Source organism: Listeria grandensis FSL F6-0971, from assembly GCF_000525835.1.
Classification (GTDB): Bacteria; Bacillota; Bacilli; order Lactobacillales; family Listeriaceae; genus Listeria_A; species Listeria_A grandensis.
This window is the reverse complement of the sequence record NZ_AODD01000002.1, coordinates 645,677-670,255: the sequence shown is the minus strand read 5'-3', so window position 1 is coordinate 670,255 and position 24,579 is coordinate 645,677. Positions and strand designations below refer to the sequence as shown.

The window sequence follows — 24,579 nt, the reverse complement described above, 5'->3', positions numbered from 1 at the left end:
TATGATGTTTTATCGCGGATGTACCAAGTGAAGACCGGCGTGAATGAAATCATGGCAGGAAAAGCATTCAATGCGACAACACACACCTACGATTCCAGCAAAATGCAACTGGGCTGGTTGAACCATCTAGTACCAGAGAAGAAGCCAAAGAAAACGTATAATTTCGATGATTACACGAAGACGCTGGAAGGTAGTTACTGGGTCTTAAGTAAAAATGGCATCACGAATCACGAAACCGCAGAAGCGAGTATTGCCTACAATGACGGCTTAAAAGATGGTACAATTAAAGTGACATCCGAGGAAACTGGCGATTTCATGACGGATTATATGGTGGGCGCAGTGAAAGGCATTAATATACTAAATCCCGATGTACCACTGACAAAAATGCAAAGCTTTTCAATTATTTCGTTTGCCTTATTAGGCGGCATCACAATGAAGAGTAAAGGAATCAAGTTACCTAAGAATAGCGTCAGCAAGATATATAGTGATGTAAAGCTCAAGGGGAAGGATTATCAAGGAACATCTAACCGATTTGTACTCAAAGATAACAATCATTTTTTAAGTGAGTATGAGTTAAAACCAAATGTTAAGTATGCTAGTAATGGATACTTGTATAAAACGGATAGTCAAGGACGTATAAACAGTGCGAAAGGACCTTTAAGCTTACAAATTGGTGAAAGGAATGCGACTCATCAGTTGAAAGCTGGCGGGGAAGATAGGATTAAAGCGCCGAGTACACAGGGTGATCACGGTGGTCATTTAATTGCAACCAGATTTAATGGTTCCCCGCTTATTGACAATATTGTAGCCATGAATGGTAACGTTAATGTTAGTGCCTATAAAAAAATTGAAAATGATTGGGCAACAGCGCTTTCGCAGGGCAAAATTGTAGAGGTTGAAATAAAACCTAAATATGAGGGGATGTCAAAACGTCCATCTAAATTTGAAATAAGATATACAATTGATGGTGAACCTTTCAAAGAGAAACTGAATAACACATATGGAGGAAAATAAATGAATACAGAAAATATGGAGCGATTATACCAAGAGATAGCCAATCATGTAATGCAGATAATTCCAGAAGAATGGGACAAGTTTTTATTATATTCTGAGGTGGATGAAGAAAGAGATGCGACTTTTTTTTTACTACTATCCTAAAGACACCAATACTCCTATTTATAGCTTGGAAATTGAAGATATGGAGGGTGTAGATGAGGAGTTAATTGAAGCGGAGACGGACAAGCTTGATAATTGTTTAAGGTCATTATGGAACGAATTTATAATTAATAAACAAGAGGCATGGAAAAGTGTGAATTTTACTCTAGATTCTACTGGTAGCTTTGAAATAAATTATAGTTATGATGCATTGGACGAGTACGGGTATACTTTCTATGAACGTGTGACCATTTGGAAATACGAGAGACTGGGTATACTGCCTAAAGATAATAATAGTAGCGGGGTGAGATTAATAAATGAACATATAAAACGGGTATCTTCGAATGAAGAGTAGTAATTATAGCTATGTTCAACAACAAATTTTATGGTTGGTATGGAGATGACTGAGTAATCGTTTGCAAGAAGAACGTTTGTGATGATAGTAGATTTTAGTTTATAAAAGGAGAGGTACTAGTGTTAAACGAAAAATTGGCGTATCATTTTACTTCTGTAGATACTGCTGTGAAATATATACTTCCTAATAACACAATTATGATGAATAATTTCAACAAGGTCAATGACCCTAAGGAGTCTAAAGATTGGCCATTTAATTTTTACTCAATAACTTCGGATCAAGGAAGGAATTTCAGTAAAACATTATTTAGTAAAGCTAGAACTTATTTAAATGAACATATTTTTATGACATGCTTTAAAGTTGAAGAGGAAGAACAATATTTGGACGATTATACACAAAATAGAGCTTTCTTTGATATGCGGATGTGGAATGAATATGGGGACAAGCATAAAGGAGTTATGCTGGCATTTGATTTTGATTTATTAGAAAGTGCTTATAGTGATACTGGCGAATTAATGTACAGTGGTCCTGTTAGATATACGTATGATTTAACGAATATAGACTGGTTTCAGCCAATAAAAAAATGGGAGGGAGGTTATTTTGAATTTTTTTTCTTTTAATTAGTATTTCTTACACTTTCTTTTTATGGAAATATCCAATGTTGCTTTACCCAACAAATGATCCATTCGCAGTTAATCTTGACATGCTAAAGAAAAATGAATTAGAAGAGTGCTTGAAATGGCAATGTCTGATTCATAATAAATCATATTTTTTTCATAAACTCCCTTATTGGAGAGACGAGACTGAGTATAGATGGGTTGCTCATGCCAATGAAGTTCAAAAGAATCTGTTTGTTGATTACAAGGAATCACTAAAAGCCATAATAGTAGGAAATGATGTTTCAAAGATAGATCTGAAAAAAATTCAAGGATTACATTTAGATGTACCAATTTATCGTGTTCTTACATCAGCATGGATTAATACTATTCATGAAGTAACGGATGATGATATTCTTATACTGGATAGTTCATTTCCCTTGATACCAAATAGCACAGATACTTTTTTTCAGATAAGGGACTGTAACGGGAAGAGCATATCGACACACTTTAATGGTAAAACTGGCGATGTGTCGATATTACCAGAGTAAATATCAGAAGTTAAGCCAATCAAAAAGGTAGTTGAAAAACTTTTTGATTGGCTTATAAATGGCTACCAAGATTAGTAATTGGGAGCTAGCTTGAGTTTACCTATTCATTATCCACAAAAAACGGCAGTTTAATCGTAAATGTCGTCCCTTCACCGGCCACGCTATGCACGCTAACCTCACCATCATGATAACTAATCAACTGCTTCACAATCGACAGCCCAATGCCGGATTCGCCGAACTTTGTGCTCGTCCTTGACATATCGGCTTTGTAGAAGCGATCCCAAATCTGCTCGACTTCGGATTCATCCATGCCAATTCCTGTGTCGCTAATCTCGAATATCGTTTCTTTATATTCCTGCCTCGCGGAAAGGGTAATCGTGCCGTTTTCGGTAAACTGGATGCTATTTTTCACGATATTGATAAAAACTTGCATCAATCGGTCGTAGTCTGCAAAAATTTGGACGGAATCTCGGGTGTCCACAATAATCTGGTCGCCTCTATTTTCAGCGGTCAATTGTAGCTGGTCTTTGATAATCGCTAAAAATTCATGTGCGGCGAAAGTCGTTTTATGCAGTTGAATCTGATTTGAACGAATGCGCTCATAATCGAGATTCTCATTCACAAGCCGTGCCAAGCGCCGTGCTTCGGTATCAATCAACGCGATGCAACGATCTGTCTCGCTTTTTGGAATAATATCGTTGACTAAACCTTCTGTCAAACCGCTAATTGTCGTGAGTGGTGTCCGCATTTCATGGGAAACATCGGCGATAAACTGGCGTCGGCGCTTTTCTTGGCGCTCAATCTCGATTGCCGATTCTTCCAGCGTCTGTGTCATCTTATTAAAATCACCAGCGAGTGCGCCAATTTCATCAATCGGATTCTCCTTCAAACGCACACTGTAATTGCCTTTAATGACTTCCTTCGTCGCTGAACTTAGCTTACGGAAACGATTCACTTGTAGTTTTGCAATAATCGCGCTCAAAATCAGGGCGATCGTAATCGAAATCAGAATCGTATAAAAAACGTACCAATTAATTTTGCCGATGACTTTCTCGGTGCCGCTAATTGGCGAGGTAAGCATGATTCCACCGGCAAATTCGCCATTTTTTTCAATCGGAATACTCACGCGCGTCAATTGGTCAGTAAAGCGTGTGTCTACTAGCGTCGAAACCGTCTTGCCTTCCTGCAATTCCTTCCATTCGTCAGTTTTCAGATGGAAATCGGGTGGAAGCGGGCGATGCGTTTGCGGATAAACAATCGCAGCAGTATCATCAAAAATCACGTAATGAATATTCTTCACGCCTAAAATCTGCTGATACGTCTGCAAAATCGGACTTCCAGTTTCCCGGTCCGACATATTCTGCACATCTTTCGCGATTTCTTCCCCATACGCGGTCAAATCCTCCACTTGCGTCTCATATAAATAATCCTTCATAAAATGCGAAATCAGTAACCCAATCATCAAACAGGCGATAAACAAAATAACAAACTGTGTCAAAAAAAGCTGATAAAAATATTTAAATTTCATTTTGATCATTCCGTTTCATCGAATTTATAGCCAACGCCCCATATGGTATGAAGAAACGGGTGCGCTTCGGTCGCGATTTTCTGACGCAATCGTTTAATATGAACGTCTACGGTCCGCTCATCCCCATAAAACTGATAGCCCCAAACCTGCTCCAGCAATTGTTCCCGCGAGAAAACCTGACGTGGATGCTTCATTAAGAAGTATAACAAATCGAATTCTTTCGGCGTCAACGCTTCGAGTAAGCGTCCTTCAAAATACATTTCCCGCGTTTTTTTTACTAATTTTGAAATAGGTTGTTTCTAGAATATCATCATCCGCGGGCTTTACTTCCACCGCTTGACCTTTGCGACGCGTCACTGCTTTAATCCGCGCCATCAACGTGAGCGGGCTGAACGGCTTCGTCACATAATCATCCGCACCAATCTCAAGTCCCAACACTTGATCTGACTCCGATTCCTTTGCTGTCAAAATAATAATCGGTACATCGCTCGTCTCGCGAATTTTATGACAAATCGTCATGCCATCCATCCCTGGCAACATCAAATCGATAATCACGATATCCCAATCTTCTTTACCAAATGTCTCAAAACCTTCCAAGCCGTCATGCACAAACGTGGCGTCTATCTTTTCCTTCATAAAAAACATCTCAATCATCGTACAAACGCTAACGTTATCTTCTATCATCAATAGTTTCATCATTTTTGCCTCTCTCTCATTAAAGCTCTCCCTTAAAATTAGACTATATTCGCCACGAAATCAAGCTAAATAATGTTTTTCCCAAAAGTTTAAAATACCGCACACAATTTGTTCATATTTTTTTCATACCTTACGTCTAATCTATAGAAAGAGCAAGACGAAATGGAGGAAACGATATGAATTTTATCAAACGAGCAATACTTAGCATGAAAGCAAGAAAAGGAAGAACCATTTTGCAATTATTTATTTTTACAATCGTGTGCGTCCTTATTCTTTCCGGGTTTACGATTCAATCTGCGGCAAATAAAGCAAGCGAACTAGCAAGACAAGAACTTGGTGGGGACGTGACCTTAAGCGTCGACCGCGAAAAACAAATGGAGGCGCAACAAAAAGAGTCGTCATCAAGCAGTAGCAGTACAACGACTGAACGACGCATGTTCGAATCCACGCCAGTCGCAGTCGCAGCAGCCAAGAAATTAGCAGAACTGGATCACGTCGCGGGTTACAATCTCTATTCCAACACCCAAGCCCTAGCATCCGGATTTGAGCCAATCGCATCATCAAGCGACACATCGCAATCCGATGATTCTACATCCTCAGCGCAGCAACAAGGTCCAGGTGGAGATAGCAGTGATACCAACCGTCCACAAATGGTGCAAGCCGACCTAAGCGTTTCCGGTGTACTTGATTCCGCGACAGCGACGAAATTTAAAGCAGGCACAGACAAACTCGTGTCCGGTAAAGCAATCACAGAAAGCGACGTTGGCAAAAATGTCGTCATGATCGAAAAAACACTAGCGGAAGAGAACGACCTCAAAGTTGGCGATAAAATAAAAATCCAATCGAGCGACGAAGCAACAACGGTCGAACTAACCATTCAAGGTATCTATGAAACAACCGATGCAGGAAGTGACGCAGCAGCTAACTTCTCATTCTTAAATCCATATAACACCATTTACGTACCATACACAGTTGCCAATACAATCAAAGGTAGCGATGCAAAAGACACTGTTGATTCCGCGATTTACTTCATGGATGATGCAGCAAACATCAGCGCTTTCGAAAAAGCAGCGAAAAAAGTGACTGCTGTGGATTGGGACACATTCAAATTAGACGCTAATGACGCGACATACCAACAAATGATTGGCCCCATCAATAACGTAGCCGCTTTTTCTAAAAATGTCGTGTACATCGTATCGATTGCAGGCGCATTAATCCTTGGACTACTCGTGATGATGCAGATCCGCGAACGTAAATACGAAATGGGTGTTTTACTCGCCATCGGTGAAAAACGATCCAAACTTGTTGGCCAGTTCCTTGTTGAAATTTTAGTGGTGGCCATTCTATCGTTCGGAATCGCTGCGGTAAGCAGTCACTATGTCGCGCAAGTTGTTGGAAATCAACTTCTAACCCAACAAAACGCAACAGCATCAGAATCGACATCAACGACAACGAACCAAAGAGGTCCAGGGGGAAATGGTGGCCCAGGTGGCGGAGGTCCAGGATTTGGTTCATCACTCACAGCGAACACTGCTGAAATCAAATCACTCGACATCCAAGTAAGCCTAGAAGACATGCTGAAAATGGGCGGAATCGGCGTTGGCATTGCCTTCATTTCCGTACTTCTCCCATCCATCCTAGTACTACGCATGAATCCAAAAACAATCTTAACCAAACAAGAATAGGAGCGTGACCCTGATGACAAAAATTCTCGAATTCCAAGATGTAAGCTATGCCTATAAACAAAATGACAATCCAATTTTGGATAAAATAAATTACACCTTTGCGACAGGCGTTTTCTACACGGTTGTTGGGAGCTCAGGATCAGGAAAAACAACCTTCCTCTCCTTAGCTGGCGGCCTTGATGCACAACAAGATGGCGAAATTTTCTACAAAGGCCTGTCCTTGAAAAAAATTGGCCTCAACAAATACCGTAACCAGTACGTTTCCATCGTGTTCCAAAGTTATAACTTATTAACCTACATGACCGCGCTTCAAAACGTGACAACCGCAATGGAAATCACGCATGTAAATCAGGCAGATAAAAAACAATTCGCACTCGATATGCTTGCCAAAGTTGGTATTGACGAAAAAATGGCGCACCAAAAAGTCCTGACCTTGAGTGGCGGCCAGCAACAACGCGTCTCAATTGCCCGCGCATTGTGTTGCGAAACGGACCTTATCGTGGCAGATGAGCCGACTGGAAATCTCGACGAGAGAACCAGTAAAGAAGTCGTGACATTGTTCCAAGATTTAGCGCACAAAGAAGGTAAGTGCGTTATTATGGTAACGCATGATCCTGAAATCGCAAAAGTATCCGACGTGAAAATCACGATGAAGAATGGACAATTTGATGTGAAAGAGCAAGTCGCAGCCGTCCTATAAACAAAGAACGCAAAGCTTTTCATACCAGCTTTGCGTTCTTTATTTATTCAAAAAAGTGAAGGAAACGTCGATCCCAAATCATGCTATGATGCGCCATGATCGTTTTCGCATCTAGCAAGTCACTATCAGCCGTTGTATGCAATCCACGTGTCATGTAACAATCATAACCTAATCCATGCGCAAATCGGATCGTTGTATCCACACAATATTCCGTTTGAGCACCACAAAATTCGATTTTCTGCACATTTAAATTATCAAGGATAGTCGGTAACGCCGTTTTATAAAAGGAATTCGCATGTGTTTTGTTGATATATATGTCAGTAGGCCTATCATCAAGCATAGGCATCAAAGCCCAAGCGTCACTACCAATCACCACTAAAACATCACTTTGCACCATCTGTTCATTCCTTTCACGATTCATACTTCATAGGCAATCCCATTTTCTCCGCAAGAACAAGAAAGAACGCCTTATCAATTTCAAAATGACCATAGCGAAGAGAGGAACGGTATTTTTGCCATGCATCTAAAGTGGAGATATCATGCAGCGGAATCGCCTTGGCATCCGGAAAGAAATCAATATCTTTACGATAAGGTACAAACGTTTCGCTCATCGCAAATGGATAGACTTCTGCACCTTTCACACGCCCGATTGCCGTAAAACATTGCCGTTTCTCGTCCCCTCCGAGCGTTTGCTTGGGACTATAATAAACCAGCCAATCTCCCGGTTTCATCTGTTTCAGCGGTGCTTCTTTGCCATGGCATAACTGTGAAAACCCGCCCGCAACGCCTAGCTCCACATGATCTGCAGACGCAACACCAATCCAATATTTTGTCATTTAATCAACTTCTTTCGTTAAATCTATTTCTGTGAGTGATTGTTTTACAGTTGTGTGTCGCCACAAATAAATAAAAAAGTGGAGCGAGAGGCATCATGCCCGTATCTTAATGGGCAAGCCATCCATTCCCTCCTGCGCTTTATGTATGCGCACTTATTATAAATCGCACAATTATTTGTGTCAATTCATTAATAATTGACAAGAACCCGCCGTATCCTTTATAATTTCAAGTATCATACAATTAAAAATAGTGTGAGCCTAAAGAAGTACGCGCGTTTCCAAGAGAAGTGTTCCATTGGCTGGAAGAACACAAACGAGCAGGCGTTTTCTGTGCTAACTCACGTTTATTAAACTATTTTTCGTCTATTTCCGCGTTAAGGATTCTAAAGAGGTAATGATCAAGTCTTATATCATTGCAAACAGGGTGGTACCGCGAAAATATTCGTCCCTGTATTGCGAGACGATATAAGGCTTTTTGTTTTGTATCCATGCTCGCGCCAACCAAAAGGAGGAATAAAAATGAAACAATTATCGAGTGTTGAAGTAAGACAGATGTTCCTTGATTTTTTCCAGGAAAAAGGCCATAAAGCGGAGCCGAGTGCGCCGCTTGTACCAATCAATGATGCATCCTTATTATGGATTAACAGTGGAGTTGCAACGCTGAAAAAATATTTTGATGGAAGTGTGATTCCAGATAATCCACGTATTACGAACGCCCAAAAATCGATCCGTACAAACGATATCGAAAACGTCGGAAAAACTGCGCGCCATCATACATTTTTTGAAATGCTAGGCAACTTTTCAATCGGTGAATATTTTAAAGAAGAAGCGATTGTTTGGGCATGGGAATTTTTGACGAGCCCACAATGGATTGGCTTCGATCCTGACAAATTATACGTTACCGTTTATCCAGAAGATGAAGAAGCGAAGACGATTTGGAAGGAAAAGGTTGGCTTGACGGATGATCATATTGTGCCGATTGAGGACAATTTCTGGGATATTGGCGAGGGTCCAAGTGGCCCAGATAGTGAAATTTTTTACGATCGTGGGGAGGCTTATGGTAACGATACGACTGATCCAGAGCTATATCCAGGCGGTGAGAACGAGCGCTATTTAGAGATTTGGAACCTCGTATTCTCGCAATTTAACCACAATGCAGATGGCACATACACGCCACTACCAAAGAAAAATATTGATACTGGGATGGGGCTTGAACGTATGGTTTCGATCATTCAAGACGCACCAACCAACTTTGAAACGGATCTATTCATGCCGATTATTCGTGAAGTAGAGGCGATTTCTGGTGTGAAATATGGTCAAGATCCTGCAACGGACACAGCATTTAAAGTTATCGCGGATCATGTACGTACAGTAGCATTTGCCATTGGTGACAGCGCCTTGCCATCGAATGAAGGTCGCGGATATGTGTTGCGCCGCTTATTGCGTCGTGCCGTTCGCTACGCTAAAAACCTAAATATCAACGAGCCGTTTATGTACAAATTAGTGCCTGTCGTTGGTAAAATCATGAACAGCTACTACCCAGAAGTAGAGAAACAAACCGATTTCATCCAAAAAATTGTGCGCACCGAAGAAGAACGATTCCACGAGACACTAAATGAAGGCTTGGCTATTTTAGAAGAAATGATGGCTGCTGCAAAAGATTCTGGTCAAATGAGTGGTGCCGACATTTTTAAACTCTATGACACATTTGGTTTCCCCGTGGAATTAACCGAAGAATATGCAGAAGATAATGGTTTAACGGTAGATCACGCTGGTTTTGAAGCAGAAATGACGAAGCAACGTGATCGCGCGCGTAGTGCTCGTGCAGACGTTAAATCTATGAGCGTTCAAACAGAACTTCTAACAAGTTTGACTGAAAAGAGCGTTTTTGTTGGCTATGAAACAACATCGATTGCAACAGAAGTACTTTACATCATCAAATCAGGTAGCTTAGCAGAAAGCGCATCACGTGGTGAAAAAGTACAAGTCATCTTCAAAGAAACACCATTTTATGCAGAAAGTGGTGGACAAATCGCTGATCAAGGAACCATTAAAAAATCAGGTTTTAGCGCAGCGGTATTGAACGTCCAAAAAACGCCAAACAAACAAAATATTCATGAAGTCCGCATTGAAGAAGGTAGCTTAAATAAAGGCGATCAAGTGACGCTCCATGTAGACCAAGGATCCCGTCGTGGCATCGTAAAAAACCATACTGCGACACATTTACTTCACCGGGCCCTAAAAGATATCTTGGGCGAGCATGTCAACCAAGCCGGATCGCTCGTAGAACCGAATCGTTTACGCTTTGACTTCTCCCATTTCGGCCAAATTACCGAAGCCGAACTGCAAAAAATGGAACACGCTGTTAACCGCAAAATTTGGGAACAACTCACTGTTGACATCAAAGAAATGCCGATTAAAGAAGCGAAAGAACTTGGCGCGATGGCTCTATTCGGTGAAAAATATGGCGATGTTGTCCGCGTCGTTCGTATCGGTGACTACAGCATTGAACTTTGCGGTGGCTTGCACGTGAAAAACACATCCGAAATCGGTCTTTTCAACATCATTTCTGAGAGTGGTATTGGAGCAGGGACACGCCGTATCGAAGCCGTTACAGGCGAATCAGCTTACCGTTTCCTAAATCAACAAGAACACTACCTGAAAGAAACGGCGCACTTGCTGAAAACAACACCGAAAGAATCACCACAAAAGGTTGAACAATTGCATCAAGAAATGCGCGAATTAAAACGTGAAAACGAATCCTTATTAGCAAAACTTGCAAGTGCAGCGAGCGCAGATATTTTCAGCAATCCTGAGAAAGTTGGTGGCGTACCAGTCATCGCAAAACAAGTAAATGCGAAAGACATGAACCAACTTCGCCAATATATGGATAATTGGAAAGAAACAAAAGCAAGCGGGATCCTCGTTCTAGGAGCGGCACATGATGACAAAGTGAGCCTGATTTCTGCTGTTTCCGAAGACTTAATTAAAGACGGCTATCACGCTGGTAAACTATTAAAAGAAATTGCGACACGTTGCGGTGGTAACGGTGGTGGTCGCCCAGATACAGCTCAAGCTGGAGGGAAAGATCCAAAGAAACTTGCGGGGGCTTTGGCTTACGTAACAGAATGGGTGGCAGCGCAACAATAAATCACTAAAAGCTCCGCTGAGGTTTGGCGTTATAAGTCATGCTCGGATTAGACAACAAAAACTTTAAATAATTGGGTCAGCATCTTCTTTGTTATTTTCCGCTACTTAGTGTAGAATGAAATGTGGACAATAGTGATAACAATGGAAAAGAGGTGCTGATCAAAATGGCTTCTGATAAAACAATGTTTTATAGTTTTGGCGATGATTCTATTGAAGAAGATGTAAAAATTCTGATGGGGCAAGTCTATGTCGCTTTGGAAGAAAAAGGATATAATCCGATTAATCAGATTGTTGGTTATTTACTTTCTGGTGATCCAGCCTATATTCCGCGCCATAATGACGCCCGTAATTTGATCCGCCGTCTAGAGCGTGATGAAATTATTGAAGAATTAGTAAAGGCATACCTAAAAAACAATAAGATTGGTGACAAATGAGAACAATGGGATTAGATGTTGGCTCGGTGACTGTTGGTGTAGCCATTAGTGATGAGCTGGGGTGGACCGCACAAGGCATTGAGACAATCACAATAAATGAACGCGCTAAGCAATTCGGTTACGATCGCGTGAAAGAACTTGTAGCCGAATACGGTGTCACAAAAATTGTGGTCGGTTGGCCAAAAAATATGAACAACACGGTTGGTGAACGCGCCGAAGCTTCTGAAAAGTATGCCGAAGTGCTTGAAAATCGCGTTGGTGTTCCCGTTGTATTATGGGACGAGCGTCTAACAACTGCGGCTGCAGAACGAACTTTACTAGAAGCAGATGTTAGTCGTAAAAAGCGTAAGAAAGTCATCGATAAGCTTGCAGCCGTGATGATATTGCAATCTTATTTAGATTCTAATAATTAATTAAAAAGAGGTGTCCATTATGACAGAAAATCATGAACATGATCACGAACATATAACAGTAGTAGACGAAGATGGTAACGAGGAGCTTTACGCGGTTCTTTTCTCGTTCAATTCCGAAGAGTTTGAGAAATCATACGTACTTTACTATCCTGAAAGCGCGGAAGACGAAGAAGAAATTGAATTACAAGCTTCTTCATTCATCGAAAATGAAGATGGGACGCAAGGCGAATTAAAGCCTGTAGAAACAGAAGAAGAATGGGATATGATCGAAGAAGTATTGGCGACGTTTTTAGAAGACGAAGACGCTGAATAAATCGTTCAAAGCGCCTCTGAGGTCTAGCGTTTGAAAATAGGTTATTCTTAACTTGAAGAAAGAAGACGAGCGGTAAGCACTAGCCCAGTGCCCTATCGCCCGTCTTCTTTCATTTTTTCTACGCCAGTTTTGCGTTTTTTGACTATTCTTACGATCAAATATACCACAATCACGACTAAAAGTGCGAGCATGGCGTAGCTGATTGGACGGGTGTATTGTTCGACCACGCTCCAATTGGCGCCTAATTTGTAGCCTAAGTATGTTAGGAAGATGTTCCATGGGATGCAACCTAAAATGGTATATATGACGAATTTCCAAATATTCATGTTGGCGATACCTGCTGGAAGAGAAATGAAGGTACGAATGACCGGTAAAATACGTCCGAAAAATACTGCAGATGCTCCATATTTCTGGAACCAGTGCTCTGCCAGGTCGAGATGTCCTACATTTAAGAAAATATATTTCCCGAATTTTAAAACAAGTGCTCGCCCACCAAATTTTCCGATATAATAAGCGATAAGAGAGCCAACGAGGTTTCCGGAAATTCCTGCAAAGACGACAAGCCAGAAATTTAAGTCACCAGCTTCTGCCATGAAGCCACCAAAGAGCATAACGACTTCACTTGGAAGCGGGATACAAACACTTTCAATCACCATTGCCCAGAAGATTCCCCAGTGCCCGAATAGGTCGATTAAGGTCATGACAAAATTTTGTAATGCTTCAACAATAGAATGTAACATAGATAGCCTTCTTTCACTTCAAATTCAACCGTTTAATTATAGCTCTCATTATAGCCAAATTTGTCGAAAACGTCACGAATTTATATTTTTATTATAATCTAGTTGAACTCTAGTAGTGATTACCGTTATAATGGAATAGGTAATGTTTTTTAGAGACGAATGAAAGAGGTTTAAATATGAAAAAATCCAAGAGCAAGATGATCACGATTATTATCTCAAGTATAGCCGTGGTATTGGTTGCACTCACTGTTGGGGGCTACTTTTACGTTAATTCACAACTCCAAGCGGTTAATGCCGCGAGCCAAAAATCAGTGATTGTCAATATTCCTAAAGGCTCCAAAATATCGGAAATTGGAGATATCCTCGAAGAAAACAATGTTATTAATAGCAGTATGATTTTTACGTACTATGTAAAATATAAAAACGAAACGAACTTAAAAGCCGGGAAATATAAATTAAGTCCATCGATGACGGTGGAGCAAGTGGTGAATGAGTTGAAGAAAGGCCAAGTAATTGCGCCATCTAAACTTATTATTCCAGAAGGCTACACACTAGATCAAATTGCCGATCGCATGGTCAACTATCAACCAACCTTGAAAAAGGAAGATATTTTAAAAACGATGGACGATAAGGCGTTTATTAACGAATTAATCACAAAATATCCAGATACTGTAACGAATGATGTCTTAGCGGCAAACATTAAGCATCCATTGGAAGGCTATCTCTATCCAGCAACCTATGAATATAGTGATAAAACGGATATCAAAACAATGTTATCAGATATGGTTCAAGCAACAGACACAAACATTCAACCATATAAAGCAGAGCGCACTAAGCAAAAGATGTCGGTGCATAAATTCTTGACCATGTCTTCTCTCGTAGAAAAAGAAGCGACGGCCAATGTGGATCGCAACAAAATTTCGAGTGTTTTCTACAATCGATTGAAAGTAAACATGCCGCTGCAAACCGACCCAACCGTTCTTTACGCATTAGGCAAACATAAATCGCGGACGTTGTATCAGGATTTGAAGGTCGACTCACCGTATAACACCTACAAAAATAAAGGCTTGCCACCGGGTCCGATTTCTAATAGCGGTCAAACATCGATGAAAGCCGCTTTACATCCAACACAAACGGATTACCTTTACTTTTTAGCGAACCAAAAAACGGGTCAAGTGTACTTTTCAAAAACGCTGGAAGAACATAACAAATTAAAAGAAGAGCACATTACAAACAATCAATAAATAGCATGATAAGCGTTTGTCTTTCGTCTGGAATAGGGCGCGGGGGGCAGGCGCTTATCATTGGTCTATTAAAGGGGATTTAGAGCAGTGAATGATACGTTAATTCATAATTACTTGCTTTCACATATTCCAGAACGCAAGCCGTTTTTCATGGAATTGGAAGCTTATGCAAAGGAAAATGAAGTACCAATTATGGAAGTCGACTCGATGCATTTCATGTTACAGATTATGCAAATTCAGCAACCTAAGCGGATTTTAGAAATAGGAACGGCGATTGGCTATTCCGCGCTTCGAATGGCAGATGCCTTGCCGGATGTACATATCGTTACAATGGAACGCGATCCAGTTCGTTATGAGCGAGCATGGCATAATGTGCGGGCTTTTGGCGCTGAGAATCGGATTGAGGTGCTGCTCATGGATGCTTTAGAAGACAGTTCGATCGTACTAGAGAAAGAGAATTTTGATGCGATTTTCATCGATGCAGCTAAAGCGCAGTACGCCAAGTTTTTTAATGTATATATCGATAAATTAGCACCAAATGGCGTGATCTATAGTGATAATGTACTTTTCAAAGGGTTGGCATTGCACGATTCCCCACGAGCGCAACAGAAACAGCGCGTTTCGAGAAAGATGCGCGAGTTTAATGATTGGCTTTTACAAAATCCAGATTTCATTACGACGACTGTTCCACTTGGGGATGGCCTTGCGATTAGTCGCAGAAAGGAAGGCGCAAAGTGACGAAGAAAAAGCCGATAGTAGTTGGTGTAACGGGAGGTAGCGGTTCGGGGAAAACAAGTGTCAGCAAAGCGATTTATGATCATTTCACAGGGCATTCGATTTTGATGTTAGAACAAGATTTTTATTATAAAGACCAAGCTGAGATGGCTTTTGAAGAACGTTTAAAAACGAATTATGATCATCCGCTCGCTTTTGATACAGATCTTTTGATTCGTCATGTAAAACAGCTATTACATTATGAGGCGATTGATAAACCCGTATACGATTACGAACTTTATACACGCTCGAGCGAAATTATACACCAAGAACCGAGAGAAGTTATCATTTTGGAAGGTATTTTAATTTTGGAAGATCCAAGGTTACGCGATCTAATGGACATCAAAGTATATGTGGATACAGATGACGATATTCGGATTTTACGAAGGATGGTTCGCGATGTAAACGAGCGCGGTCGGACGATGGAATCCGTTATTGAGCAATATTTAACCGTGGTAAAACCGATGTATCAAAAATTCATTGAACCAACAAAAAAGTATGCTGATATTATCATACCAGAAGGCGGCGAAAACAAAGTTGCCATCGATTTAATGACTACAAAAGTAGCTGCAATTCTAGAAACAAAGCGATGATACAACGCTACGACTTGTAATTACACGTGAATTAAGATAAAATTTCACTATTGGACAAAAATTTGCTGGACATTTCCTGATAATCGTGTTAATCTTTCAGGCGTAAAGTAAATACATGTTGAGGTGCGGGAGGCAAAAACTTTCCGTACTTTTCTAAATAACATAATGATGAAGGAGAGAAAGAATTTGGCTACAGAAAAAGTATTCCCAATGACATTAGAAGGTAAAGCAAAATTAGAAAATGAACTAACTGATTTAAAAACAGTAAAGCGTAAAGAAGTCGTAGAACGTATTAAAATTGCCCGTAGCTTCGGCGATCTTTCGGAAAACTCCGAGTACGATTCAGCAAAAGACGAGCAAGCTTTCGTAGAAGGTCGCATTACAACGCTTGAAAACATGATCCGAAACGCCCAAATCATTGATGCAAGTGCGATGAGTGGCGAGGTAGCGCTAGGAAATTCTGTTACTTTCAAAGAACTACCAAATGGTGACGAAGAAACGTACACAATCGTTGGTAGTGCAGAAGCAGATCCATTCGAAGGCCTTATCTCCAACGACTCACCGATTGCAAAAGCATTATTAGGTTGCAAAGAAGGCGACGAAGTATCGATCCAAACACCAGGTGGCGAAATGAACGTCAAGATCACAAAAATTAGCGCTTAACATAAGGAAGATCCGGTTGCTTGCATTCATAGGAGGGGAATTTTCCTAGCGATGAACAACAGGAAAACAAGAAAGTAACGCAAAACCTCTGGAGAAGCGAGAATGGCTTAGATTCTAGGCAAAGGGGAGTAACAGGGCGGAGCATACTGGAGTATGTGAGCACTGGAACGGAGGTCTTTAACGACGAAAATAAGCCGTTCTCGCTTCCCCAGACAGATGTAAGGTGGTGGCATAATGGACAAGAAATCACAAAAGGATGAGCAGCGACGCATTGCCGAAAATCAAGTAGAGGCATCACGTTCGGAGCATAATAGCAAGCATAAAAGAACAGGCATTACATTGAATGTACTTATTATATTAGTTTCCTTAGCAATTGTTGGTGTTTTGTGGCTTGTTTTTTTTTTTAACGGCTGATGATTCGAAAGAACCGACAGAGACAAAATCAAAAACGGAGCAGACACAAAAGGCAGACGAGGCGAAAAAGGACGATACAAAGCCAAAAGAGGCCGAAAAACCAAAAGAGACGACGGAAAAAAGTGATGATCCCAATGTGTCACAAGTTATCAAAAAAGATTGGAAACCTGTTGGAACGGAGCAAAAGGGCGATCACGTGAATTCCTATGAAATGAAGAGTCAGGATTGGGAAGAAAAAGTAAACGCATTTTCGAAAGCCACTGGCATTGACAAGGGTGATATGACTATTTGGTATGTAGGTCGCGGTGAAGACCCAGCCACGCAATCGATTGGGACTGTCACAACCAAATCAGACCCAGACACAGCTTTCCGCGTATATATTACTTGGGTAGATGGCGAAGGCTGGAAACCAACGAAGGTAGAAGAACTGAAAACGAACGATAAGAAAAATTAGAAGATGCTGTGCTTTGGATGATTATCCCTTCGAAGCACAGTTTTTTTAAATGGGAGGGTACATTAGAATGGAGAAAATAGCGATTATTGGCGCGATGGAAGAAGAAGTAACGATTTTACGTGATCAAATGACGAAGCGTGTGGAGACGACGATTGCAGGGGCGGTTTTTTATGTTGGTGAACTAGCTGGCAAAGAGGTTGTTTTGCTAAAATCGGGAATTGGTAAGGTAAATGCAGCGCTGTCGACGACGTTATTGTGTGATCATTATGATATTTCATTAATTATAAATACAGGATCTGCTGGTGGTATTGGGGCTGATCTGGAGGTTGGGGATGTGATTATTTCCGACCACTTAGCATATGGCGACGTGGATGCAACCGCATTTGGTTATACATATGGGCAAGTACCACAGATGCCGGCGCTCTATCAGGGCGATGACGCGGCGATGCGGATAGCACAGCAAATTTACCAAGAAAATTTTTCGGAAGGAAATAAGGCGGTATACGGGCTTGTGGTGACAACGGATTCCTTCATTCACCGCCCAGATCAACGAGAGCTGATTACGACATTCTTCCCGGAGGTCAAAGCGGTAGAAATGGAAGCTTGCGCGATTGCCCAAGTTGCGTATCAGTTTGATGTACCATTTTTGATTGTTCGTGCGCTTTCAGATGTTGCGGATAGCGAGGCTAGTGTTTCTTTTGACGAATTTTTGGTGACGGCAGCGAGAAATTCTTCTGCATGTATCGTGAAACTGTTGGAACAATTGTAACGCTAGGTATTTGAAAATGCCCACCGATTTAGATCTTGAGAATCGGCGGGCATTCGTTATTTAAACCAAGTCATTTGTTAATGCAAGGAACTCTTCCACATCTCCAACTGCAATTTCTAAGGCACTTTCCCAGAAATCAGGCTTTGTTAAATCGATATCAAGATGCTTTTGTGCGAGTTGTTCGGTTGTCATCGCGCCAGTGTCTTTCAATAAGGCGATATACTTGTCTTCATAGCTACTTCCTTCTGCAAGTGCTTGGTGATAAATACCAAGGGAGAACAAGTAACCGAACGTATACGGAAAATTATAAAATGGCACATCGGCAATGTAAAAGTGCAATTTAGATGACCAAAATTGTGAATGGTATTCGGATAACGCGTCTTTATAGGCTTCACGCTGGGCTTCTTCCATCAAAGCATTCAGGCGATCAGCAGATACGATTCCTTCTTTGCGAGCTTCGTAGAAACGTGTTTCGAATAGGAACCGAGCGCGAATATCCATGAAGAAGGCGATGCTCCGGCCAATTTTATCTTCCAAAAGAATAATTTTTTCCTCTTTTGCTGCGGCCTCTTTCACAGACGCATCTGCAATGATCATTTCAGCAAAAGTAGAAGCGGTTTCGGCTACATTCATGGCGTAGTTGGTGTTTTCGAAAGGCTCCTCGCGAATGACGTGAGAATGAAAGGCATGCCCCAGCTCATGTGCCAGTGTGGCGACAGTTCCAGGAGCGCCATCATATGTCATAAAAATACGGCTTTCTTTCTCTTCGGGGAAGTCTGTGCAAAATCCACCTGGACGCTTATTATCACGATCCTCCGCCTCAATCCATTGCTGCTCAAATGCATGTTTGGCGAACGTTGCCATTTTAGGACTAAATTTTGCGAACTGTGTCAAAATAAAATCGGCACCTTCTTGGTACGTATATTTTTTCGGTTCGGAATCTAGGGTAAGTGGCGCGAAAACATCATGGAAACTTAATTTTTCGATGCCAAATAGTTTGGCTTTCCGATTTAAAAACGACACAAAAGTTGGTTTGTTTCTTTCGATGACATCCCACATTGTTGTCAACGTTTTCTCGTCAAGACGGTTGATATCTAACGGTTCAGATAAGACATTATCCCATCCGCGCGTACGGTAAACAGCAAGGCGGAAACCGGCTAAATGGTTTAACGTATCGCTAAATAGTTGAGATTTTTCCTGCCATGCTTTTCCGTATGCTTCAAAAACAGCGACACGAACGGCTCGATCAGGATGGCTTAATAAATTCAAGGCTTGACCGGCGGAGACCAATTTTTCTTCCCCATCGATGACAACAGGCACACGAATAGTCGCAACTACTGTATCATAATGATCAGACCAACCACGATAGCCGTCCACATTTAGCGCATTAATGACCGCTTCCTCTTCGCGCGTTCCTTTTTTCTTACGGTTGTCGCGAGCTTCATTTAAGACGAAGGCGATTTCATCCAAGCCATTTTCTTGTAGCAGGGAAGTCCACAGCGTGTCAGGAACGAGGGCGAATTTCTCATGCCATTCATTTTCGATCGTTTCTAAGTCCGATAATTGTCGGTAGACGTCGCCGGTTAATTCGACAGCTTTCAAATCGCGCGTATCTGCTGATGAGAGACACTCAAGAAAAGCAGCTGCGTTCATAAGTTGTTTTGTAATCACGGCATTTTGATTGATTAACAGTAAAAATTCGCTTACATCATCTTTATTTTCAGGAATCGGCCAATCACTGACCGCTTGTTTAAATAATGCTATTTTTTCCGTTGTGTCGGCAAGTGTTTCGGTGAGCGCCGCGGAGCCACTACCACCCGAATAAATCGAGTCTAAATCCCAGATTAAAGCATAGTTTTTCGACATAATAATCCCCCTAGATTTCGGTATTTTCCACTTTATTATAGCACTTATCACAGATTTTTTTGTAAAATAAGCAGAAAGATGTTAAAATTTATAAGGATTAGATGTAAGTGTGACTGCCCTAGCGTATAGCTGGACGATGTCAAATTCGCTTTTTAACCAATTAAACAAAAAGAGGTGCCTATTTTGCTAAAAAATTTCTCACCGGATAAAATGTTAACATCGCCATTTGGTATTACCGCGGACCAATTGCGAAAAATGGGGAAAACGACGGTATTAACAGATTTAGACAATACGTTACTCGCTTGGGATCAATTGGATGCAACCGATGAGATCTCCAACTGGTTTCGTGTTTTAGAAGAAGAAGGCATCAAAGTTATGATCGTATCTAATAATAATGAAGAACGTGTGAAACGTGTGGCTATCGCAACCAAGATTCCTTATTTAGCAAAAGCGAAAAAGCCGCTTTCTACCTCGTTTCAAAAAGCGCTGAACGATCTGGGCTCGGCGCCGGAGGAAACAGTGATGATTGGCGATCAAATTATGACAGATATATTCGGTGGTAACCGCCAAAAATTGACGACCATCTTTGTGCGACCAGTAAAAGACACAGATGGCTTTGCAACGAAGTTTAATCGCTTTATGGAGCGCATTATTTTAAAGAGACTAGCTAAAAAATCAGAATTAAAATGGGAGGATTCTCTGTGATCGAAGAACTAAGATGTATTGGCTGTGGAGCCGTGATTCAAACAACTGATAAAACAAAACCAGGCTACGCGCCAGAATCATCACTTGAGAAAGAAGATATTATTTGCCAGCGTTGTTTCCGATTGAAACATTATAATGAAATTCAAGATGTGCCGCTGACCGATGATGATTTTTTAAAAATATTAAACCAATTAGGAACAAAACAAGCGCTAATCGTTTACGTGGTCGATATTTTTGACTTTGACGGCAGTTGGTTGCCAGGTTTGCACCGCTTTGTCGGGAATAATCCGGTCTTGCTTGTCGGTAATAAGGCCGATTTGTTGCCTAAATCATTGAAACGCGAACGATTGACGCAGTGGATGCGTGGTCGTGCTCGCGAACTCGGCCTAGCACCAACGGATTGCGTACTAGTTAGCGCGGAAAAAGGGCATTCCTTTGACGCCTTACTTGAGAAAATTGAAGAAGAGCGCGCGGGTCGTGATGTTTTTGTCGTCGGTTGTACGAATGTTGGGAAATCAACACTTATCAACCGAATTATTAAAGTTGCGACGGGGGAAAATGATGTGATTACGACATCGCAATTCCCAGGCACAACACTGGATAAAATCGAAATTCCACTTTCAGATGGTAGTGTTCTTGTAGACACTCCGGGAATTATCAATCATCACCAAATCGCGCACGTGATCGATGCTAACACACTCAAAATCGTATCACCGAAAAAAGAAATCAAACCTGTCGTATTTCAACTCAACGAAGAACAAACACTTTTCCTTGGCGCTTTAGCACGATTTGACTATACAAGTGGTGGTAGAAGATCTTTTGTTGTCTACACGTCTAATAATCTGATGATTCACCGAACGAAGCTCGAAAAGGCCGATCACCTGTATGAAACACAGGCCGGGAAACTGCTACAACCACCGGGTGAAGCGGATATCGAGACTTTGCCGAAGCTTGTTCCGTACACTTTTTCGGTCAAAGAAAAAGCCGATATCGTTTTCTCTGGACTTGGTTGGATCACCGTCCTAGAAGGCGGCGCAAAAGTGACTGCTTGGGTTCCAGAAGGTGTTAACGTCAGCATTCGTCGCTCAATTGTATAAGGAGGCTTTCGCGTCTATGAAAAAGTTATATTGTGTCATCGGAAATCCGATTGCGCATTCGTTGTCGCCTGCTATGCATACTGCTTTACTTGAAAAGAACCATTTGGACGCAAGTTACGTTCCATTTTTAATAACAAAAGAAACTTTCACTGCCGCTATTCAAGGCTTGAAGGCGCTTGGTATCAGTGGTTTTAATATTACAAGCCCGTTCAAAGAGGCGATTATTCCGTTTTTAGATGTGCTTGATCCTGAAGCAGAAGCTTGTGCTGCGGTAAATACGGTCGTTGTAAAAGACGGTCGCTGGACGGGTTACAATACGGATGGTGCCGGTTACCTAGAAGGATTGAGGAGTATTAGACCGATTACAAACGCCGATCAAATTTTAATACTTGGTGCTGGTGGTGCAAGCAAGGCGATATTTCAAGCACTTTCTCACCATACAGAAGCCAATATTGTGGTGGCGAACCGAACAGTGGAAAAAGCAGAGAAAATGGTGGTGGGGACGCGACATCAAGCCATGCGTTTATCCGAGGCCGAAGCGAATCTCGCTATTTTTACAATCGTTATTCAGACAACCTCAGCTGGGCTCACAGAAGAGAACGCAGAACTTCCGATCACATTAGATAATCTAACTGCTGGAACCATTGTTTCCGATATCATCTACAATCCTGCGGAAACACCATTTTTAAAAATAGCGAAGTCGCGCGGTGCCACGATTCAAAATGGTCTACCGATGTTCGTCAACCAAGCAGCGATTGCGTTCCAATTATGGACAGGAATAGAAGCAGACCGCAATCTCATGCGAAACATTGTATTGCAAGAAATAGGAGGAAAATAATGCTAACAAATACACAAAAACGTTTTTTACGTAAAGAAGCTCATGATATCGACGCCATTTTTCAAGTTGGAAAAGGTGGGGTATCGCCAAATTTGGTTAAACACGTCGCAGAAGCCATTGAAGTTCGCGAATTAATCAAAATCTCGATTTTACAAAATTGCGAGCAACCAAAAGAAGAGGTTGCCGAAATGGTCAGTGCGCGTTCTGGCTCCGAAGTCGTCCAAGTTATCGGTCGCACGATTATTCTTTACAAAGAGTCAAAAAATAAAAAACAAATCCAACTGCCGTAAGAAGGTGTTCTGATTTGAAAGCAAAAATCGGTATTTTAGGTGGCACGTTTGATCCCCCACATCACGCCCATTTAATAATCGCGAACGAAGCTCGTATTAAACTAGGCCTTGAGAAAATTATTTTCTTACCGAATGCGATTCCCCCGCACAAACAAGAGAGCGGGCTTACAAGCAATGCCAATCGATTAAAAATGATCGAACTCGCTATTTCAGATAATTCCTTTTTTTGAAGTGGATGATCGCGAAATGCGCCGATCTGGCAAGTCTTATACGTATGATACGATGATTGAGATGACAAAGGAGTTTCCAAATGCCGCTTTTTCCTTTATAATTGGCGGAGACATGGTTGAATATCTGCCGAAGTGGTATCATATTAATGAACTGATAAAACTTGTGAACTTTGTTGGCGTTAATCGACTCATTACGATGGGGATGCGCTCTATGCTATTGCGGAGATTCGTGTTCCAGCGATGGATATTTCGTCCTCGATGTTGCGGGAACGTTTGAAAGCCGGTTTGCCGATCGACTACTACGTTCCAAATCGAGTAAGCAAGTATATAAAGGAGCATCATTTATATGAATAGAGAAGAAGTATTGGAAGCACTGAGAGAAGCAATGCCAGAGAAACGTTATGTCCACACGCTTGGCGTCGAAAAAACAGCGCTAGAACTTGCTGATCATTACAAAATTGACCGCGATCAAGCAAGCACAGCAGCTCTTTTACATGATTATGCAAAATACATGAACAAAGAAGAAATGATGGGCATCATGGTGGAGCAAAAAATGGATCCGAAACTGTTTACGTACAATCAAGAATTGTGGCATGCACCAGTTGGCGCGTTTTTCGCGAAAACAAAATTTGGTGTAGAGGACGAGGTTATCCTAAGTGCAATCGCTTGTCATACAACTGGTAACGCAGCGATGAGCACATTGGATAAAATTCTGTATTTGGCAGACTACACAGAACCAAATCGCTCATTTCCAGGCGTATACAAAGCTCGCAGACTTTCTTTTGATTCTTTAGATAACGCTATGCTATTTGCTTTGTCGAATACAATCACGTTTTTAGTTACGAAAAGACAACCCATTTTTCCAGATACATTCGAAGCTTACAACTATTTTGCACGTTTACAATTTGAAGGTGAGGTATAACTATTGAAAAGTCATGATTTATTAATGTTAACCGCAAAAGCGGCGGACGACAAGCGCGCAGAGGACATTCTGGCGTTAAATATGCAAGGGCTATCCGCATTTGCCGATTATTTCGTCATTTGTCACGGTAATTCCGACAAACAAGTACAAGCTATTGCCCAAGAGATTAAAGAACAAGCGCATGAAAATGGCGTAGATATCAAACGTTTAGAAGGCTTTGACGCTGCTAAATGGGTCTTACTTGATCTGGGCGATGTGATAGTCCATGTTTTCCATAAAGACGAACGTAGCTACTATAATTTAGAAAAACTTTGGGGAGACGCTCCGTTAGAAGATGTACGCGAAGCCTTCACGATATAATTAAAACGAAGGAGAATGGGACAAACCTCATTTTTTGACAAAATAAGCAGAAAATCACGAATCCCATCTTTTCGGGTAGGACGTGAATTTTGCTAGTCGCAAATCGAACGAGAGCGTTTGTATTCAGGGGATTTGGTGTAAGCCGAAAACAGAGTGTGTGCTGTACATGCTGACTGACAATAGGAGGGAGTAGTTTTTCCGACCATGT

26 protein-coding genes and 4 pseudogenes are annotated in these 24,579 nt (G+C 41.3%); 24 read left to right on the top strand and 6 right to left on the bottom strand.

The window, feature by feature from the left end:
- The 5 genes from PGRAN_RS17150 to PGRAN_RS03835 form a co-directional block, all read left to right on the top strand.
- Positions 1–1,014 (top strand): DNA/RNA non-specific endonuclease (locus tag PGRAN_RS17150; RefSeq protein ID WP_241433267.1); only part of this gene is annotated, 1,014 nt, incomplete at its 5' end.
- Positions 1,015–1,158: an immunity protein YezG family protein gene (locus PGRAN_RS17145; RefSeq protein WP_241433266.1), complete on the top strand. Its 144-nt coding sequence runs from the start codon at positions 1,015–1,017 to the stop codon at positions 1,156–1,158.
- Entirely contained in the window at positions 1,118–1,510 is a 393-nt protein-coding gene (locus PGRAN_RS03845) for an immunity protein YezG family protein (RefSeq protein WP_241433265.1), read from the top strand. The genes PGRAN_RS17145 and PGRAN_RS03845 overlap by 41 nt, the downstream gene beginning before the upstream one ends.
- Positions 1,511–1,629: 119 nt before the next feature.
- Positions 1,630–2,130 carry a DUF2971 domain-containing protein gene (locus PGRAN_RS03840; protein WP_051998406.1) on the top strand — a complete coding sequence of 167 codons (501 nt, stop codon included), beginning with the start codon at positions 1,630–1,632 and terminating at the stop codon, positions 2,128–2,130.
- A gap of 38 nt (positions 2,131–2,168) precedes the next feature.
- Complete coding sequence (locus tag PGRAN_RS03835) at positions 2,169–2,657, top strand: hypothetical protein (protein ID WP_036065177.1); 489 nt, start codon at positions 2,169–2,171, stop codon at positions 2,655–2,657.
- 100 nt (positions 2,658–2,757) lie between these two features.
- On the opposite strand, the gene pieS is transcribed toward PGRAN_RS03835, so the two are convergent.
- Together pieS and pieR are read right to left on the bottom strand one after the other, a co-directional pair.
- On the bottom strand, positions 2,758–4,194 hold the full coding sequence (gene pieS, locus PGRAN_RS03830) for a two component system sensor histidine kinase PieS (protein WP_051998405.1): 1,437 nt from the start codon (positions 4,192–4,194) through the stop codon (positions 2,758–2,760).
- Positions 4,191–4,881 (bottom strand): annotated as a pseudogene (gene pieR / locus PGRAN_RS03825) (two component system response regulator PieR). Before pieR ends, pieS begins: the two are co-directional and overlap by 4 nt.
- 176 nt (positions 4,882–5,057) lie before the next feature.
- Here pieR and PGRAN_RS03820 point away from each other — a divergent pair.
- Positions 5,058–6,566 (top strand): ABC transporter permease, encoded by a 1,509-nt coding sequence (locus PGRAN_RS03820; protein WP_036065174.1) that lies wholly within the window; start codon positions 5,058–5,060, stop codon positions 6,564–6,566.
- A 13-nt stretch (positions 6,567–6,579) separates the two neighbouring features.
- The gene (locus PGRAN_RS03815; protein WP_036065172.1) at positions 6,580–7,266 is read left to right on the top strand and encodes an ABC transporter ATP-binding protein; all 687 of its coding nucleotides are present in this window, start codon (positions 6,580–6,582) and stop codon (positions 7,264–7,266) included.
- A 147-nt stretch (positions 7,267–7,413) separates the two neighbouring features.
- Here the strand turns inward: PGRAN_RS03815 and PGRAN_RS03810 are convergent.
- Together PGRAN_RS03810 and PGRAN_RS03805 are read right to left on the bottom strand one after the other, a co-directional pair.
- Positions 7,414–7,663, bottom strand: a pseudogene (locus tag PGRAN_RS03810) (isochorismatase family protein); the annotation flags it as partial.
- A 13-nt stretch (positions 7,664–7,676) separates the two neighbouring features.
- On the bottom strand, positions 7,677–8,102 hold the full coding sequence (locus PGRAN_RS03805) for an EVE domain-containing protein (RefSeq protein WP_036065171.1): 426 nt from the start codon (positions 8,100–8,102) through the stop codon (positions 7,677–7,679).
- Positions 8,103–8,621: 519 nt separating this feature from the next.
- Between PGRAN_RS03805 and alaS the strand changes: the two genes are divergently transcribed.
- From alaS to PGRAN_RS03785, 4 genes are all read left to right on the top strand, one after another.
- Complete coding sequence (gene alaS / locus PGRAN_RS03800) at positions 8,622–11,252, top strand: alanine--tRNA ligase (RefSeq protein ID WP_036065168.1); 2,631 nt, start codon at positions 8,622–8,624, stop codon at positions 11,250–11,252.
- Positions 11,253–11,416: 164 nt separating this feature from the next.
- Entirely contained in the window at positions 11,417–11,686 is a 270-nt protein-coding gene (locus PGRAN_RS03795) for an IreB family regulatory phosphoprotein (RefSeq protein ID WP_036065166.1), read from the top strand.
- Positions 11,683–12,099, top strand: a complete 417-nt coding sequence (gene ruvX / locus PGRAN_RS03790; RefSeq protein ID WP_036065165.1) for a Holliday junction resolvase RuvX — start codon at positions 11,683–11,685, stop codon at positions 12,097–12,099. The genes PGRAN_RS03795 and ruvX overlap by 4 nt, the downstream gene beginning before the upstream one ends.
- A gap of 19 nt (positions 12,100–12,118) precedes the next feature.
- Positions 12,119–12,412, top strand: coding sequence for a DUF1292 domain-containing protein (locus PGRAN_RS03785; RefSeq protein WP_036065163.1), 294 nt, complete (start codon positions 12,119–12,121; stop codon positions 12,410–12,412).
- Between the two features lie 92 nt (positions 12,413–12,504).
- Here the strand turns inward: PGRAN_RS03785 and PGRAN_RS03780 are convergent, their stop codons facing one another.
- Positions 12,505–13,152, bottom strand: coding sequence for a DedA family protein (locus tag PGRAN_RS03780; RefSeq protein WP_036065160.1), 648 nt, complete (start codon positions 13,150–13,152; stop codon positions 12,505–12,507).
- 176 nt (positions 13,153–13,328) lie between these two features.
- Here PGRAN_RS03780 and mltG point away from each other — a divergent pair, with 176 nt between their 5' ends.
- From mltG to mtnN, 6 genes and pseudogenes are all read left to right on the top strand, one after another.
- The gene (gene mltG, locus PGRAN_RS03775) at positions 13,329–14,396 is read left to right on the top strand and encodes an endolytic transglycosylase MltG (RefSeq protein ID WP_036065158.1); all 1,068 of its coding nucleotides are present in this window, start codon (positions 13,329–13,331) and stop codon (positions 14,394–14,396) included.
- An 87-nt stretch (positions 14,397–14,483) separates the two neighbouring features.
- Positions 14,484–15,134, top strand: coding sequence for an O-methyltransferase (locus PGRAN_RS03770; protein WP_036065157.1), 651 nt, complete (start codon positions 14,484–14,486; stop codon positions 15,132–15,134).
- On the top strand, positions 15,131–15,763 hold the full coding sequence (gene udk, locus PGRAN_RS03765; RefSeq protein ID WP_036065156.1) for a uridine kinase: 633 nt from the start codon (positions 15,131–15,133) through the stop codon (positions 15,761–15,763). Before PGRAN_RS03770 ends, udk begins: the two co-directional genes overlap by 4 nt.
- Before the next feature lie 186 nt (positions 15,764–15,949).
- Positions 15,950–16,426, top strand: coding sequence for a transcription elongation factor GreA (greA, locus tag PGRAN_RS03760; protein ID WP_036065297.1), 477 nt, complete (start codon positions 15,950–15,952; stop codon positions 16,424–16,426).
- 234 nt (positions 16,427–16,660) lie between these two features.
- Positions 16,661–17,294: pseudogene (locus PGRAN_RS03755) on the top strand (YrrS family protein).
- A 67-nt stretch (positions 17,295–17,361) separates the two neighbouring features.
- Positions 17,362–18,063 (top strand): 5'-methylthioadenosine/S-adenosylhomocysteine nucleosidase, encoded by a 702-nt coding sequence (gene mtnN / locus PGRAN_RS03750; protein ID WP_036065155.1) that lies wholly within the window; start codon positions 17,362–17,364, stop codon positions 18,061–18,063.
- Between the two features lie 60 nt (positions 18,064–18,123).
- On the opposite strand, the gene PGRAN_RS03745 is transcribed toward mtnN, so the two are convergent.
- A complete protein-coding gene (locus tag PGRAN_RS03745; RefSeq protein ID WP_036065154.1) occupies positions 18,124–19,929 on the bottom strand; it encodes a M3 family oligoendopeptidase in 1,806 nt (601 codons plus the stop codon).
- Positions 19,930–20,112: 183 nt separating this feature from the next.
- Between PGRAN_RS03745 and PGRAN_RS03740 the strand changes: the two genes are divergently transcribed.
- The 7 genes and pseudogenes from PGRAN_RS03740 to rsfS all read left to right on the top strand — a co-directional run bounded on the left by PGRAN_RS03740 (position 20,113) and on the right by rsfS (position 24,371).
- The gene (locus tag PGRAN_RS03740; RefSeq protein WP_036065152.1) at positions 20,113–20,634 is read left to right on the top strand and encodes a YqeG family HAD IIIA-type phosphatase; all 522 of its coding nucleotides are present in this window, start codon (positions 20,113–20,115) and stop codon (positions 20,632–20,634) included.
- The gene (gene yqeH, locus PGRAN_RS03735; protein WP_036065150.1) at positions 20,631–21,731 is read left to right on the top strand and encodes a ribosome biogenesis GTPase YqeH; all 1,101 of its coding nucleotides are present in this window, start codon (positions 20,631–20,633) and stop codon (positions 21,729–21,731) included. The genes PGRAN_RS03740 and yqeH overlap by 4 nt, the downstream gene beginning before the upstream one ends.
- A 16-nt stretch (positions 21,732–21,747) precedes the next feature.
- Positions 21,748–22,569 (top strand): shikimate dehydrogenase, encoded by an 822-nt coding sequence (aroE, locus tag PGRAN_RS03730; protein ID WP_036065148.1) that lies wholly within the window; start codon positions 21,748–21,750, stop codon positions 22,567–22,569.
- A complete protein-coding gene (gene yhbY / locus PGRAN_RS03725; RefSeq protein ID WP_036065146.1) occupies positions 22,569–22,859 on the top strand; it encodes a ribosome assembly RNA-binding protein YhbY in 291 nt (96 codons plus the stop codon). Before aroE ends, yhbY begins: the two co-directional genes overlap by 1 nt.
- A gap of 14 nt (positions 22,860–22,873) precedes the next feature.
- Positions 22,874–23,443: pseudogene (locus PGRAN_RS03720) on the top strand (nicotinate-nucleotide adenylyltransferase).
- Complete coding sequence (yqeK, locus tag PGRAN_RS03715) at positions 23,436–24,011, top strand: bis(5'-nucleosyl)-tetraphosphatase (symmetrical) YqeK (protein WP_036065144.1); 576 nt, start codon at positions 23,436–23,438, stop codon at positions 24,009–24,011. The pseudogene PGRAN_RS03720 and the gene yqeK overlap by 8 nt, the downstream one beginning before the upstream one ends.
- 3 nt (positions 24,012–24,014) lie before the next feature.
- Positions 24,015–24,371 carry a ribosome silencing factor gene (gene rsfS / locus PGRAN_RS03710; RefSeq protein WP_036065143.1) on the top strand — a complete coding sequence of 119 codons (357 nt, stop codon included), beginning with the start codon at positions 24,015–24,017 and terminating at the stop codon, positions 24,369–24,371.
- Positions 24,372–24,579 lie beyond the last annotated feature (208 nt).

Bases quoted from the DNA above. Each gene is read 5' to 3' on its own strand.
- PGRAN_RS17145 (WP_241433266.1), top strand. From the start codon at position 1,015: ATGAATACAGAAAATATGGAGCGATTATACCAAGAGATAGCCAATCAT.
- PGRAN_RS03845 (WP_241433265.1), top strand. From the start codon at position 1,118: ATGAAGAAAGAGATGCGACTTTTTTTTTACTACTATCCTAAAGACACC.
- PGRAN_RS03835 (WP_036065177.1), top strand. From the start codon at position 2,169: ATGTTGCTTTACCCAACAAATGATCCATTCGCAGTTAATCTTGACATG.
- pieS (WP_051998405.1), bottom strand. From the start codon at position 4,194: ATGATCAAAATGAAATTTAAATATTTTTATCAGCTTTTTTTGACACAG.
- PGRAN_RS03820 (WP_036065174.1), top strand. From the start codon at position 5,058: ATGAATTTTATCAAACGAGCAATACTTAGCATGAAAGCAAGAAAAGGA.
- PGRAN_RS03815 (WP_036065172.1), top strand. From the start codon at position 6,580: ATGACAAAAATTCTCGAATTCCAAGATGTAAGCTATGCCTATAAACAA.
- PGRAN_RS03805 (WP_036065171.1), bottom strand. From the start codon at position 8,102: ATGACAAAATATTGGATTGGTGTTGCGTCTGCAGATCATGTGGAGCTA.
- alaS (WP_036065168.1), top strand. From the start codon at position 8,622: ATGAAACAATTATCGAGTGTTGAAGTAAGACAGATGTTCCTTGATTTT.
- PGRAN_RS03795 (WP_036065166.1), top strand. From the start codon at position 11,417: ATGGCTTCTGATAAAACAATGTTTTATAGTTTTGGCGATGATTCTATT.
- ruvX (WP_036065165.1), top strand. From the start codon at position 11,683: ATGAGAACAATGGGATTAGATGTTGGCTCGGTGACTGTTGGTGTAGCC.
- PGRAN_RS03785 (WP_036065163.1), top strand. From the start codon at position 12,119: ATGACAGAAAATCATGAACATGATCACGAACATATAACAGTAGTAGAC.
- PGRAN_RS03780 (WP_036065160.1), bottom strand. From the start codon at position 13,152: ATGTTACATTCTATTGTTGAAGCATTACAAAATTTTGTCATGACCTTA.
- mltG (WP_036065158.1), top strand. From the start codon at position 13,329: ATGAAAAAATCCAAGAGCAAGATGATCACGATTATTATCTCAAGTATA.
- mtnN (WP_036065155.1), top strand. From the start codon at position 17,362: ATGGAGAAAATAGCGATTATTGGCGCGATGGAAGAAGAAGTAACGATT.
- PGRAN_RS03745 (WP_036065154.1), bottom strand. From the start codon at position 19,929: ATGTCGAAAAACTATGCTTTAATCTGGGATTTAGACTCGATTTATTCG.
- aroE (WP_036065148.1), top strand. From the start codon at position 21,748: ATGAAAAAGTTATATTGTGTCATCGGAAATCCGATTGCGCATTCGTTG.
- yhbY (WP_036065146.1), top strand. From the start codon at position 22,569: ATGCTAACAAATACACAAAAACGTTTTTTACGTAAAGAAGCTCATGAT.
- yqeK (WP_036065144.1), top strand. From the start codon at position 23,436: ATGAATAGAGAAGAAGTATTGGAAGCACTGAGAGAAGCAATGCCAGAG.